At 45.0% G+C, this 14,689-nt stretch carries 9 protein-coding genes; 4 read left to right on the forward strand and 5 right to left on the reverse strand.

Features of this window, described 5'->3' with window-relative positions; translation table 11 throughout:
* Positions 1-16: 16 nt before the first annotated feature.
* The 5 genes from V4467_04830 to V4467_04850 all read right to left on the reverse strand — a co-directional run bounded on the left by V4467_04830 (position 17) and on the right by V4467_04850 (position 9,443).
* Positions 17-1,864, reverse strand: a complete 1,848-nt coding sequence (locus V4467_04830; GenBank protein ID MES2088284.1) for a hypothetical protein — start codon at positions 1,862-1,864, stop codon at positions 17-19.
* 119 nt (positions 1,865-1,983) lie between these two features.
* Positions 1,984-4,341 (reverse strand): choice-of-anchor E domain-containing protein, encoded by a 2,358-nt coding sequence (locus V4467_04835; protein MES2088285.1) that lies wholly within the window; start codon positions 4,339-4,341, stop codon positions 1,984-1,986.
* A gap of 133 nt (positions 4,342-4,474) precedes the next feature.
* A complete protein-coding gene (locus tag V4467_04840; GenBank protein MES2088286.1) occupies positions 4,475-5,266 on the reverse strand; it encodes a hypothetical protein in 792 nt (263 codons plus the stop codon).
* A gap of 452 nt (positions 5,267-5,718) precedes the next feature.
* Complete coding sequence (locus V4467_04845; protein ID MES2088287.1) at positions 5,719-9,153, reverse strand: PKD domain-containing protein; 3,435 nt, start codon at positions 9,151-9,153, stop codon at positions 5,719-5,721.
* Between the two features lie 5 nt (positions 9,154-9,158).
* Positions 9,159-9,443 carry a hypothetical protein gene (locus V4467_04850; GenBank protein MES2088288.1) on the reverse strand — a complete coding sequence of 95 codons (285 nt, stop codon included), beginning with the start codon at positions 9,441-9,443 and terminating at the stop codon, positions 9,159-9,161.
* Between the two features lie 296 nt (positions 9,444-9,739).
* Between V4467_04850 and nusA the strand changes: the two genes are divergently transcribed.
* The 4 genes from nusA to V4467_04870 all read left to right on the forward strand — a co-directional run bounded on the left by nusA (position 9,740) and on the right by V4467_04870 (position 14,688).
* Complete coding sequence (nusA, locus tag V4467_04855) at positions 9,740-10,897, forward strand: transcription termination factor NusA (protein MES2088289.1); 1,158 nt, start codon at positions 9,740-9,742, stop codon at positions 10,895-10,897.
* Positions 10,898-11,067: 170 nt separating this feature from the next.
* Positions 11,068-13,065, forward strand: coding sequence for a sodium-translocating pyrophosphatase (locus tag V4467_04860; protein MES2088290.1), 1,998 nt, complete (start codon positions 11,068-11,070; stop codon positions 13,063-13,065).
* Between the two features lie 138 nt (positions 13,066-13,203).
* Positions 13,204-13,548 carry a hypothetical protein gene (locus V4467_04865; protein ID MES2088291.1) on the forward strand — a complete coding sequence of 115 codons (345 nt, stop codon included), beginning with the start codon at positions 13,204-13,206 and terminating at the stop codon, positions 13,546-13,548.
* Between the two features lie 102 nt (positions 13,549-13,650).
* Positions 13,651-14,688 (forward strand): trigger factor, encoded by a 1,038-nt coding sequence (locus V4467_04870; protein MES2088292.1) that lies wholly within the window; start codon positions 13,651-13,653, stop codon positions 14,686-14,688.
* The last annotated feature ends 1 nt before the right edge of the window (position 14,689 follow it).

Raw genomic sequence — 14,689 nt, forward strand, 5'->3', positions numbered from 1 at the left:
CGGCGCTTTCTTTTTGTTAAATTTCTTTGAAGATAGGCGTAATCACCTCAACGTTAAGATGCAAGAGGCCGTCAGGTGGAGTTACTGAAGCCGAAGTTCCTGTTATCAAAATGTCATATATTCCATCGAGAATTTGTCTGTTGGCCTTAATTCTCATGTATAACCCCGCTGTGTAATGATCCTTGTCTATTATCCGGGTAGGAGCGGAAATTTTCAAATCCTTATCTGTATAAAATTCATACGTGAGTGGAACAGCTTGGTTTCCTAAAATAAACGCTGGCAAGGCTTTACCAGGCTCACCTCCCACTGTAACCGGATCAGAGAAACCACCGAAAGCGCTGATCTTCACATGAGTTGGAACTGAACTAGCGCTCTGTCCTACGAATTTCATCGGCACTTCTATTGGATCGACGATCAAACTAAAGTCTCCAGTCGGTGTTGGGTTTATAAGTAACGGAATTGAACATTGCTCATCAGAAACAACCTTGGGTCTAAGAGAGCTATCCGTAACCGTGACAAAGGCATATTTCACGCCAGAGGTGTCGTAATTGAGAGTCGCAACGTTTGAGGCTTGTGGGGCGCTCAACGCTTCAGACTGATCTTTGCGCCATTGGTAAGTAAAGGGAGCTGTACCGCCAGAAACAGAGGCTGACCAGGTAATATTTTGTGGCAATCCAACAACCGCTCCGGTTGATGAAGGAGGATCAGTTCTCTGGCAACTAGCCGAAAATTCAGCGGGAATATTTGGCCTAACGGTAACGGTCGCTGTTTTAGTTTCGTCAGAAAAACCACTCTTTGAACAGGTAACACTATAGGTTGTTGTAGTTACAGGCTGTGTGGCAAAATCGCCACCAGTTCCAATCGGACCGTCAGAAAAACTAGGAGATCCAATGGTGCGTTCGCAAGAGTCGGCGTTTGAGGATAATTTCAATAGGGTTGTTCCACCACGAGTGATCGACTGAGGAAAAGCTGTGAAATCTACTGTAAAATTTCCTGAAACTGGCGCCCAGAAATAATAATCAGAACAATTGTTATCTTCACCGTCTGGGCCTTCGTCGATTACTCCGGGGTTTTCAGGCGGTATGTCAATACAGTAACGAAAATCATATCCATCTGGATTGTCGGCTAATGTCTCAGCATTAAAATTTCCACTAACAGTTACGGCCTTAGTTTGTCCAGCTAATAAACCACCTGACACTTGCGTTGGAAACATCGGCGATAAATATAAATTATCCGACTCCTTGTGTTTTTTTTGCTGAAGCGAAACTTTAAAATTTTGAACAAAACTTGCACCAATATTTTGAGGGTCAACGCGGAAATTAATGGTGTTTGAAACGCCCGGTATATATTTCGAACTTCCGTTGTTAGCTGGATGGTTTAAGCCAGGACCCGCGCCTTCGGCACCGAGTGGAGTGAGGTCGGGCTTGCCACCGACAGTCACTGAACCGCTACAAGTTTTGGTTACAGTTATCTGTTTAAGAATGGTCGGGTCTATGCCGGGAATAATCGGAGTGACAGTAACAGAAGCGGTAAAAGTACCGGCAGTTTTGTATGCGACCGTGTAAGAATTTCCATTTTTTGCGCCTGAAGATGAAGAATCGCCACTAGTCCATGCGTAGTCGTAGGTTTGTGGGGCGGAAGGTAGCGTATTTACTGTCCATGTTGCAGATTGGCCGACTACAATAGATTTAGGATTAACGGTACAACTAACACTTGGCCTAACGTAGACTGTCACTGGATTACTTGAAACGGGAGCAGCTTCAACAGCCGAAGAGAAAACAAAAAATACTGTCAAGAGAAGAAAAAGTGACTGGAATTTAGAAATGGAGAATTTTTTAAAATTGAGAGAAAAGTTCTTTTTCATTTATCAAATTATAGCACAGAGAAAAATGGTGTGATGTTGATAACGGAAACGTAAACCCCCGCAGGCCAAAGGCCTGCGGGGGGGGGGGGGGTGGATTACCGAATCCTACGAAATTTTAATTAAAATTCCTCGAAGATGGGTTTAGATAAACTCGCATCAAGACTAATGGCCTTCGAATCACTTTTTGCCCCAGAGACGCCGTTTATCGTAAGAACATTTGGATATGATGCCGCAGGAACTGGCTTACTGGCAATCAAAACCATATCTAATCCATCAGAAAATTGTGCTTGGGAAACTGAAACCGGTGAGGTTACCAAGGCTTGTGTTCCGTGTCGGTACAAACGAACATTCATGGTTACTCCACCGACAACAACACTTGCGGGTGCACTTATTGTGACATTGCCAACAAAGCCGGGTTCAGGTGAAATAGTAATTCTAACCGGAGTAGAAACAGCGCCTTCATTAATAAATTTTAGGCTGGCAGTTGTTGCGGAGGTTGTAAGATTGAAGTTCGCATTTGAATCCGTGACGTTCACTGATCCACAAGCGATAGGACCGTAGAACAGTGGTGGACTACTGGTATCAGTCACCGTAACAAATCCATATTTTTGACCAGCGAGTGTACCGGCGTAATTGAGAGAAATCCCCGCGGTTGTATTACCGTTGAGCGGAGCGTCTCCTGTCCAAAGATAGGTGTAGCTCAGACTGCCTCCTTCTGGTGTCGCTGTCCAAATCACCGTGTCAGGCGGAACGCTTTGCAAATCTACGCCACCCAACGGTTGTGCGGCAGAACAATGAACGAAAAGCGGCAGACACGCACTACTTGCGGCAGTTAAGGAAGCCGGCAAATCAGACCAACTATCCCCACCTGGACCTCTCGCCAAAATTTGATATTGATATGAACCACCAGGAGTTAATCCTGAATCGGTAGCAGGGAGTGCGGCAAAACTAGTAACGTGTAAAATGTCTCCCCAACCAGAACTTGGGCTTGAATCCGGAACAGAATACGGATCTCGCTTGAGGTAATAATCGGTCACGGGACCACCTGAGTCTTGAACGAAACTTAGGGAAATTTTTCCTGCGCCGGCGCCACAAGAAGATGTGGTAGCGGTAACATGAGGTTCCCCTGGTTTATCTACCACTTGCACAAGCACTGTTCCAGTAACAAATTCATTGCCGGCACCGGCCAAACCTAAGGCAGGATCGCTACTAAAACAAGTGATGCCATAAATTTTAGTACTGGCAGGCGTTACCCATTCATCGCCATCGGCGGTCGTCGCGCTCGGCGGATATGCGACACCTCCACTATTGTAAAAACTAGGAATTTGGCTTCCACCAGTATTGACTGGGCTATAGCACCATGCAACGTGTGACGGCGCATAACTTGTAGTACTTACGGGATCCCATTTAATATTTGATGAATCTCCTGGGGGGATTACGATAGGCGCACTTGAAAAAGAAATCGCTGGATTGTTGCATAGAGCGTTCGTGTACGTGTACGTAACAACAGCACTACTTGTAGTCTGTGTGAGTGGAAAATGAGAAAAAGGTCCGGTACCGTAGGGTGAGGATTCAGCAAACGAAGTAGCTGAAGTTGAAACGTCTTGAGTGACATCTATTCCCCCTGCACTCGCGCTAATGTAATTAGAAAGTTCAGTGGGGTCAACAATGGTAATAACCGGCGCGGCCTGATTGTATGTTGTTGTGCCATTGGTAAATGAACTTGAGCCAACGTAGTCGAGCGCGCCGTCGAAAGCAGTGATGGCAACCGGAGCAAAAGAATTTGCGAAATAACTTTTTGATGTATGTCCCGGGAGAGTGAAAGTGCTTGTCGCTAAACTAGAACCGCCAACTGAAATAGTGTGATTGGCAGTGTTTTCCACCTTTTGATTTATTTTGACAATCGAAGTAGGTGCAATCTCTAGAGCGGTGAGAGTGCCGAGAGAGGGATCAAAATAATTTAAGGTAGCATGCGCAAGCCAGTTGTTTGTTGCAGCTGAAAAATTTATGGTTTGAGTGATTTGGCGGCTTTCAATAGGTAGCGTGTTAGCAGAAATAATTGGCGAGTAGCGGTTGCCACCTGGACCCACGGCAACAACTTGATATGAAAACATTGCTCCGTGCGCGAAAGTGCTATCAATTGGAGAAAAGTCATTGAGGTCGGTCACATGCTGAATGTCTCCCCAGCCAGAATCGCCACCGGAAAATGGCGATCGACTCAAGTAGTAATCTGTGGCGGGACCTAGCGTGTCTTGCGCAAAAGAAAGTTTAATTTTGTTGGCGCCAGAAGCACAACTTCCTGTTCCCGCCATAACATACGGAGTGCCGGGCAAATCTACTGATTGCGCCGAAGAAATATTTGGAACAATGAGCGAGAAAGAAAAAATAAAGATAAAAAGAAATCCGCCTGCGCGCTTAATGAGATGTGAAGCGGCGAAATTTTTTCCTACTTTTGTTTGAGAAAAAATAGTAGTCACAGTGTGTCAATTATTTTATCTTAAGAGTATACCACAAAAAATTTGGATTTATAAAATGTGGGAAAAAACGGAAAAGTGGATATGAAAAACCCAGCATGAGAATCAATGCTGGGTGCGATAAACTTGTGACGAATCACTTGGGAGGCGGCGACTTTGCCCTCTCCTGGAGAGTAACGTTCCGAACTCGGAAAAATCCGGACGACACTCCAGGGTCTGGGCGGTAAACTACCCCCTTGGTGCCGTCGGAGAGAATCTCCAAGCCGTACCCGCCAACTGCGGGATAAACCGGAGACCACTCACCATCGAGGTTGGAAGATTCCACCGTGCTCAAGGGAGTTGAGTCCCCGTAAACACGGACTTCAACCGATCCATCAGGTTTTGGAACGACTCCGGTAATCCGGAGCGGCACGATTGGCTTCACCAACTGCGCGACGAATCCCGGTTTGGGATTGGAGGCTTCGAGCAGATGCCCGTCGATAACGTCGAAGGTTGCGAAACCGTCAAAACCCTCGAGCGTAACTGCTCCCGAATCCCACCAAGACTCCTTGAGCCAAGGATAAGAGTACTCGCCACTCAATGACGCCCAGCCCATTGATAGAACGCTCTGAGCAGAGCCAATATCGCAAGGAGAATCGCCCCCTACGCCGTCCTTAGTCGAGTAATACTTTACCTCTTTGGAACCGCGGTATAGTCGCATTGAAACGCTGGTAATCCCACGAAGTTTCCAAGATGCGGAGACTCCGTACTGTAAAGGAGCATCCTTCACATCTTGAGGGAGGACCCAGCCTGTTCGGGTCTTCTTAAACTTAAAGTCTCCGTATGCGAACGGACCTGGTGTAACGACTACCTCGAAGTAATGTTCTGCATCCGCAGGGGAAGCTAAGGAAATGTAGGTCAAGGCTAGTTTTTCAACCCGCCTTTTCACAACCTCCCTGAGAGGTCCGTCCACTGGACGATAAACAAAGGTATCCCTTGCTAGCTTAGCGTCCTCCGCGTACCCCAAAAATTCGAGGCTGACTTCAGCGTCACGATTTTCAAAGTTCCTCCCAATGGGGAGTTGAAACTCTTGTTCAGACGCGACAAGCGTCAGAGCAAAGAGGCAAAGTGGGGTGAATCCCCACAACAGTCCAATTTTCATCTTTCTGTCCTTCCCTTTTGGGGTTTAGCCTTTGTCTTTTCAATCCATACCAATGGAAAGTTTTTCACAAAAGCCGTGTCAAGTCCTTTCTGAAATCTAACACAGAACCTAGAAAAATCAATCAATTTTCCAGTTCTCCTTGGGGACAAAAGGGGTAAAAATCAAACCGCCCTTGTTTATGAGGGCGGTTTGGTCATTGTTTTTGGTTAGTTATCCACAGGTGGGCAGTTGACTCGAGTCTACTGGCACTGCAACTGATAGGCAAATTTGATCTTAGAAGTGAGTGATCCGGTGGTCAAATTGCCTCCTGTGGGGCTAGGTGTGCTGAACTCCTTGGAGTCTGAAGTGACCCAGGAACACCCTCGAGGGTTACCAGTAGTGGTCCATTGAAGCTTTGCTGGGTTGTTGTAGTCAATAATTAGCGGGTCGGCTTGCAAGGTTACATTTATCAAAGAAGAACTTCCTGGAAGGACGGAAAAAATTTTACTCGAACAATTACTAGAAATTGTGTCGGCGTTATGTGCATTGTTGTCTTCTTTTATCAGCCCCGGTTGCTCAGGAGGTTGGTCAGTACAAACTGTAATCTTGTAATCATCACCCTCAACGGAAGGCCACGAACTTAACGTCTTTAATGGCGATAAGTTTGAATCTCTTTTCAAATCTGAACCAGACAAAGATACGATAGGGGGCGAAAGCAGATTGACGCCTTGTTTAGATAGAACAAATTGGTTATTAAAGGTTCCTGAAAAATCCCCACCTGTATTTTTAACCATTGTGGCAAAAGAAATCCGTTGCCCAGCAACTACTTGAGTTACCGTTTTACCCCCACTTTTTAATTCAATATTTTCTATGGTCAAATCTGGACAGGTTTCTGAAGCTTGAGACATGACACTTTCTGATGGATTACTGGTGACTGCTCCTCTATATGCCGCCACTCTGTAGTAGTGATCAACTCTTGGAGCTAAACCAGAATCCGAATAGCTTGGAGTATTAACTGATTTTACAAGAGTGTTTGAATCAGCAGAAAAATTGCGTGAAGAACCCCGGTACACCCGATATCCTTCAGCTTCGGCCACAGGACTCCATGAAATATTGATTTTTCCAGTGGCCGGATTTGTACAAGCACCTTTCGCTGGAGTAACATTTTTTGGAGTTTCAACCGTCGTATCTTTTGCAAAAACTAAATTGGTGGAACCAGAACAGTTATCACCCTCGTTTGAACCTTCATTAACCAATCCATTTGGTGATGGTGGCAAATCAACACAATATCTGAAATCATACCCGGCTGAGCTTGAGTCGCTTGCAAGAGAACTGTACTCGACGGTTTTAGTAACTGATTCCAAAAATGCTAGTCCACCAGAAACTTTTGCGGTCGTGCCAACATCGCTATAAGAATTTTCGTCAGCGTTGGCTGATTTTTTTTGAAGCTTCACGCTAAAGTCGGGACCGGCAAAACCCAAACCAATATTTTGTGGCTGAACTTCGAATGTTACTGTACTGCCCAATAGACAGGTGCCATTTGGATTTTGTGGGCAAGATGGAATCGGCCTATTAGGACCGAGAGAAAGGACAGAAGCTCCGAGTGGAATAAGGTTTGGTAACGGAGGGGTAATGATCGGCTTACTAGAAACTGGCAAGGAACAGTTTGCGGAGACACTCTGAAGACCGGAACTTATTTTTACGCTGGCCATTTTTGTACCCTGTGTTGTGTAAGGTTTTGAGGTGACAGCTTTAAGCGTTTTGTCGTTTGCGCTTGCGTCAATATCTCCTGACCATTCATACGAATATGAACCCGTACCACCTGTTGGTGTCGGCGCAGTCCATGTGGCGCCTTCGCCAACGGTGACAGAGCTCGGGGCGACACTACAAGACGCATCTGCTTTAAGTGGTTCGTTAATCACCTGCAACTGGACAAAACATTGTTTATTTTCAAAACCAACAGATGCAACATCGACAGTAATATATTTTAAATCAGGAGAAGAAAAAGTTTTTGTAATGCTTGGGCCAGTTCCAATCACACCAGTTTCGTCTGACCAGGTGAAGGTGTAAGCTCCACTACCACCGGTTGCCGATGCTCGAAATGTTGCCGGAGAACCAACTTTTACGGGACTCGGTATCACTTCACAACTTGGAACAATCACACTTGTGGCAGACTTTACTGTAATTGTATTTGAACACTGTGTTGATCCACCCGCAGAATCTTTGGCAGTTGTGGTTACAGAATATTCACCCGGAGAAGAATACGAAGTGGTTAAGGTGTTACCAGAAGCGGTACCAGAAGCGGACCATGTGTATGTATACGAATCACTCGGGCTAACATTTGCAGTCCAAACCACAGACGATCCTGTTGTTGCACTAGACGGAGAAGCACTAACACTACAAGAAGCGGTGCTTGTGTTAACTTTCACGGGCTGTGGGGAACAAGCTGAAACGAGAGTGGCGGGAACTTGAGAAGCCCATTCTCGGAGTTCACCTTCGTCGGGAAGAGGTCCTACAAGATTATTATTTTCATCCCTCTCTGTCCAAACTGGCCAAACGAAAGCGGGTCGGGCAGTTGCTTCAACCACATTGAAAGTTACCAATTTTAACCCAGATCCAGCAAACCCCGCTACATCTTGATTAAATTGAGCAATACTGTCGGCTGTCGGTGGAAGACCACTAGGACAACTGTATTCTTTTGGGTTGCTAGTGGGCGTACAGAGGCCAAGTTTGTTAGGGTCGACAATCGGAGAATTTTCATCAAAATAATATTTAACACTCCTACCGGAGATAATTTTATTAAGATCATCCGGATCGCCCGGGGCACCTTGCGAATAAGAAGATCCTTGAGAAAAATTTTGCCCAGGATAGACACCAACGGATGTTGACTCGTCCTGATGAGAAATACTACCAATAAAATCTGCCTCACCCTCAGCGTCTTTATAGTACGCGGTAGCTCCGCACGAATAACCGCTTGAATATATGTCCCCAACGCGTTTGCCTTGGTCATCCACCAAGATTGAAATAGGATATAACGGCTTCTGAACCAGCTTCATGCTTCCATCTGCGCTAGGCGAAGAATATTCTGTTTTTCCGCCACTCGAATTTGTAAAAGTCGAAACTCCCGAAGCCAGTCCGGCACCGTGTCCCGAGAAGTCTGCTATATAGCTCGTAGAATAATAATCCGGTATGGTTTGGTTGGGGGGTGTATAACCGCCCTTTCCAGCCGCTCTAAGTGAAACTCCAGCGGCGGAACCTATAAGTTGTGCCTTTCCTTCGTCAATTATTAATCCACTAAAGTTACGCCACAGACATGTTGGATCTGGGGTGTCAGGGTTTATCGTTTTGCTCCCCGAACCCATTTTCAACATTCCAAAAAAAGCATTCTGAAATGACGAGGCGATTTGATACGAAAAAGCATATTTTTGGATGTTATTGGATTGTTCATATGCGGGAGCTACCATAAAATAATTACGGCTGTCGGTGCCATTATCCACGTGAACCTCAGCGTTTGCCTCATGAACCCCTTTTGCATGAATCTCTGCAGCCGCGTAATAGCAATCAGTTTTACTACTACCGCCGTAAGAACCAGTGAGTGACGCCGCACTTGCAACTGGAACCTGAAAATTAAAAACAAACATTGCCACGAAGGCCAGAGAAACGAAACGCAATGGAAATATTTTTTTTAATTTCATAATTTTTATTTATTGAGCGCTTGCATTAATAATTTCAAATCGCTCTCAGAAAAATTATATTGATTAATCTGACCTCCGCTGATCAAATTAAACATCGCGATTTTTTCCGGTTCTGTGAGAGGTTTTGCTTTGGCCTCTGTTGCTCGGGTTAAAATCATGGTCTTATGGGCTGAGAGGGTTTCTCGAGTGGTGTCTCGGTACACAACAGATGTGAGAACCCATCCAAACATCGCCACAATCATCAACCACAAACTTGTAATTACGAGCCCTGCTTTTTGGTTGTTAGACATATAGAGTGGTTAAATTATTAGAAAATTTAGATAATTAGCATGAAGCTAAGAACAATCTTCTCTATTATAGAGTATCTGCGATAAAAATGTAGAAATTTACTGTTGATAACCTCCCAACTCTCCCCCGTATTGTCTACTTGCTACTTTCTATTCTCCATGCTATTCTTTGGAGGTTGAAGTTCGCCTCGCGGCGGACTCGTTTTTTTAGAAAAATAGCGGAATCATCAATTATTTAATTATTAATTAAGTGAGGAGGTAATGATTTTTATAGTCGTTATACTCCTTAAAAATCTATTATGTTTGATCTCAAAGTCATCAATTCAGTGTTGGACCAGCTTGAAGAAGAGCGAGGTATTCCTCGTGAGAAAATTTTAGAAGCTATCGAAGCGGCGCTCGCCACTGCCTATAAAAAAGAGTACGGCAAAAAAGGCCAGATCGTCAGGGCTAAATTTGATTTGAATTCCGGGAAAACCGAATTCAGCCAGGTGAAAATCGTGGTGGATGACACAAAAGTCATCATGCCAACTGAAAATCCAGACGAAGAAATTCCAGAACGCGACCCAGAAGACGATCGTATTTTATACAACACCGAACACCACATCTTGATCAACGACGCCAAGATGATGAAAAAGGATGCCATCCTCGACGACGAAATTACCTTCCCTCTCGAATCAAAATCAGATTTCGGCCGTATTGCCGCCCAGACCGCTAAGCAAGTGATCATGCAAAAAATTCGAGAAGCGGAAAAAGTTTCCGTCATGAATGAATACGGCGCTCGCGAAGGTGAAATTGTTACCGGCACTGTCCAACGACTTGAGCGAGGTAATATTTTTGTCGATATGGGACGAACCACCGGTATTTTGCCTTTTGAAGAGCAAATCCCAGGAGAGCGCTACAAACAAGGCGAGCGAGTTCGAGCGTATCTCTATAGAGTAGAAGAAACCCCTCGTGGTATTTTCCTCAAGCTTTCTCGTTCTCATCCAAAAATGTTGGAACAACTTTTCAGAATTGAAGCTCCCGAAATTGCTAATAAAACCGTTGAAGTAAAAGCCGTGGCCCGAGAAGCCGGTTCGAGAAGTAAGATTGCGGTAATGTCGAACGACTCACACATTGATCCTGTCGGCTCTCTCGTTGGTCAACGAGGTGTTCGCGTCTCGACAGTTATGAGTGAGCTCGGCGGAGAAAAAATTGATATTATCGAATGGTCAGCTGATCAAAAAAAGTTTGTGGAAGGATCACTTTCTCCTGCAAAAATTTTGAGTATCAACCTAAACGAAGTTGAGCACAAAGCGGAAGTTCAAGTTGCAGAAGATCAGCAATCTCTCGCCATCGGAAAAGGTGGACAGAATGTTCGCCTCGCCGCCAAACTTACCGGTTGGAAAATTGATATTCAAAGCACCAAGGGAGAAAATTTGGCTGAGGTGGCGCCAGAGGAAGTTGTGGAGAAGAAATAGTTGTTTCGCTCTGTCATCCTCGCGAACGCGGGGATCCAGATCTTCTTTGTTTTTCATTTCCTGGATTCCCGCTTTCGCGGGAATGACAGTCGGTAACTTGCATTTATTCAAAGCTTTCGTATATTAGTGTTTATAATTACTAACGTTACAAAATAATCGTTCTACTATATATGACACCAGGAATTACTTTCGCTCTTGTTTCTTCAGTTGTCGCCATCGCCTACGGAGCCACACTTATCAGCATCATCCTCCGAAAAAGTACCGGCAACAGCCGCATGCAAGAAATTGCTCAGGCTATTGAAATCGGCGCTAAAACCTATCTCAATCGCCAGTACAAAACCATTGCGCCAATTGCTGTCGTTCTCTTTATTGTCATGTGGTATCTCCTCGATTTGACGAGTGCTATCGGTTTCATTGTAGGAGCAGTTTTGTCTGCGCTTGCCGGATACGTTGGTATGAACGTTTCAGTTCGATCAAATGTTCGCACCACTGAAGCCGCTAAAACTGGTATGAAAGAAGCACTCTCAGTTGCCTTTAAGGGCGGTTCAGTAACCGGACTTCTTGTTGTTGGTCTTGCACTTCTCGGCGTCACCGGATTTTACGCCATCACTCACGATGTTAAAGCTTTGATTGGACTCAGTTTCGGAGCCAGTTTGATTTCAGTGTTCGCGCGACTTGGCGGAGGAATTTTCACCAAAGCGGCTGACGTTGGAGCTGATCTCGTCGGAAAAGTTGAAGCTGGAATTCCTGAGGACGATCCTCGCAACCCTGCCGTTATTGCTGACAACGTTGGAGATAACGTCGGAGATTGCGCCGGTATGGCCGCAGACCTTTTTGAAACCTACGCGGTCACGACCGTCGCCGCGATGCTTCTAGGAAATCTATTGTTTCCAAATTTTTCTTCAGCTTTGATCTACCCTCTTGTGTTGGGAGGTGTCGCCATCTTTGCTTCAATTATTGGAACATGGTTTGTTCGATTGGGATCTTCAAAAAATATCATGTCGGCGCTCTACAAAGGCCTGATCGCCTCTGGAGTTTTGGCCGCCGCCGCTTTCTATCCTGTCACCAACATGCTCATGACTGGCAACGGACAATATTCAACAGGAGCTCTCTTCATTTGTACACTCGTCGGTCTCGCGATGACTGGTTTGTTGGTTGTCATTACTGAATATTACACATCAACTGATTACGCTCCTGTTAAATCAATTGCCAAGGCTTCAGAATCTGGTCACGGCACCAACGTCATTCAAGGTTTGGCCATCTCGATGAAATCAACCGCACTTCCACTCCTTGTTATTGTCGCTTCGATTCTCGTTGCCTACCACTACGCCGGCTTGTACGGAATTGCAGTTGCCGCCGTTTCAATGCTTTCGATGTCAGGAATTATCGTGGCCATCGACGCCTACGGTCCAATCACTGACAACGCCGGAGGTATTGCAGAAATGTCAAAACTTTCGGATGAAGTTCGTGAAATTACCGACGCACTCGACGCCGTTGGAAATACCACAAAAGCGGTGACCAAAGGGTATGCCATTGGTTCTGCCGGTCTCGCTGCGCTCGTACTCTTCGCTTCATACACTCAGGAATTTACCAATCTCGGCAAACATTTAGTTTTCACGCTCGAAGATCCAAAAGTAATTGTTGGACTTTTCCTTGGAGGTCTTCTTCCCTACTATTTCGCCGCACTCTCAATGGAATCGGTTGGAAAAGCCGCCGGTTCTGTCGTTGAAGAAGTTCGAAGACAATTCCGAGAAATCAAAGGCATTATGGACGGTAGTGGAAAACCAGATTACGCAAAATGCGTTGACATCGTCACCACCGCCGCCATTAAGGAAATGATTTTGCCAGCACTCATCCCTGTTGTTGCTCCAATTGCAGTCGGACTCCTTTTAGGTCCAGTTGCTCTCGGAGGACTTCTCGTCGGTAGTATTGTCACCGGACTCTTCGTTGCCATTTCAATGACTTCAGGTGGCGGAGCTTGGGACAATGCCAAGAAACATATTGAAAAAGGTAATCATGGAGGCAAGGGCGGAAACGCTCACAAGGCTGCTGTTACCGGAGACACTGTTGGCGATCCGTACAAAGATACCGCGGGTCCGGCAATCAACCCGATGATTAAAATTCTCAACATTGTGGCGCTTCTCATGGTTAGTTTGCTTGCTAAATAAAGTTTAAGAAAAATCCCCCCGCTGCGCTTTGCGCAGCGGGGGGATTTTTCTTTACCTAAACCCTAACCCCTTTCCCCTAAACCCTTTCTTCCAAATCTGGTATAATAAAATAGTTAAATTCTAATTTTAATTACTCCCATGGAAAACCAAACAGACGAAAAACTTTTAACCGGTTCCCAATCTCAGGAATTTCTTCCAAAAGCAGAAAATATTCCAAACCTCTCTGCCAAGGAATTTTTGAAGATCACGCCACCACGTGAACTGAAAAATGTTTTCGGAAATTCTCCGTCAGTGCAAACTTTCAAACCCACCCTCACACCACCGCCAACCATACCACCGGTGAAAAGTTTTACCACCGCTTCTTCTTTTTCTACTCCGAAGAAAAAACCCCTTCATCTAAAAACTTTCTTTTTGGCCGTGGTCATATTTTGTATCGTCGCGGTTGTTGGACTCTACATTTGGGGAGCCCTACTTGCACACTAGGAAAATACCAATATACTAATGCATACTAATTCTGCGAATAACTACGAATAAAAATCGTAGGATTAGTAGCTATTAGTAGATTGGTATAATTCGTATATTAGTATGTCCAACTATAAAATCACCGACGAAAAAAACCTACCGGAGTCTGAGCTCGAACTTTCAATTGAAGTTCCTCACGAAACACTTGCTCACCACCGAACCAAAGCCATCAAGAAATTGGCCTCAAAAATCTCTGTTGATGGCTTTCGAGCTGGCCATGTTCCTGAGCATATTTTGATCCAAAAAATCGGCGAACCAGCCATTCTTGAAGAAGCGGCGTACGATTCTATTGAATCAGTTTTTCCTACAATCATGGATGAAAAGAAACTCCACGTTGTTGGTGAACCGCGTGTAGCCATTAGCAAATTAGCGCTCAATAATCCGCTCGCCTTTACCATCACCGTTTCCATTTTTCCAGAAATAACATTGCCGGATTATAAAAAAATTGCTGTTGCCCTAAATTTAAAAAAGACAGAAGACGTTACTGTGTCTGAAAAAGAGGTTGAAGATTTTATTGAAAATCTTCGCAAGAGTATTGCTCAAAGTTCCGCGGGAGAAAACGCCACCGACAAAAAAGAAGCCTTGCCTGAAGTGAATGACGAGTTTGTTAAGAAACTCGGAAACTTTAAATCCGTGGATGATTTCAAATCACAAATTAAAGAAAACTTAGCCGAAGAAAAAAAACGTAAAGCTCACGACAAGAAACGTCTTGCCTTAGTCGAAGAAATTTTAGAAAAAACCAAAGTCGTTGTACCGAAAGCTTTGATTGAAAGTGAGCTGGCTAAGATGCACGCAAGGTTCCATGATGACGTAGCGCGGATGGGAATGACGATGGAGGATTACATGAAACAAATCAAAAAGTCTGAAGATGATCTCCGCAAAGACTGGAGACCAGATGCCGAGAAGAGGGCGAAGTTGCAACTTGTCCTGAGTGCCATCGCCAAAGAAGAGAAGGTGGAAGTAACCGAAGAAGCGGTCAACCACGACGTGAAACACCTTATTGAAGAGTACAAAACCGTTGACCCTGTTCGCGCTCACGACTATGTAACCATGATGCTTACGAACGAAAAAGTGTTTGCTCTCTTAGAGTCGCAGAAATAAT

The sequence above is a fragment of the Patescibacteria group bacterium genome (genome assembly GCA_040390045.1).
Classification (GTDB): Bacteria; Patescibacteriota; Minisyncoccia; order Phycocordibacterales; family SIBU01; genus SIBU01.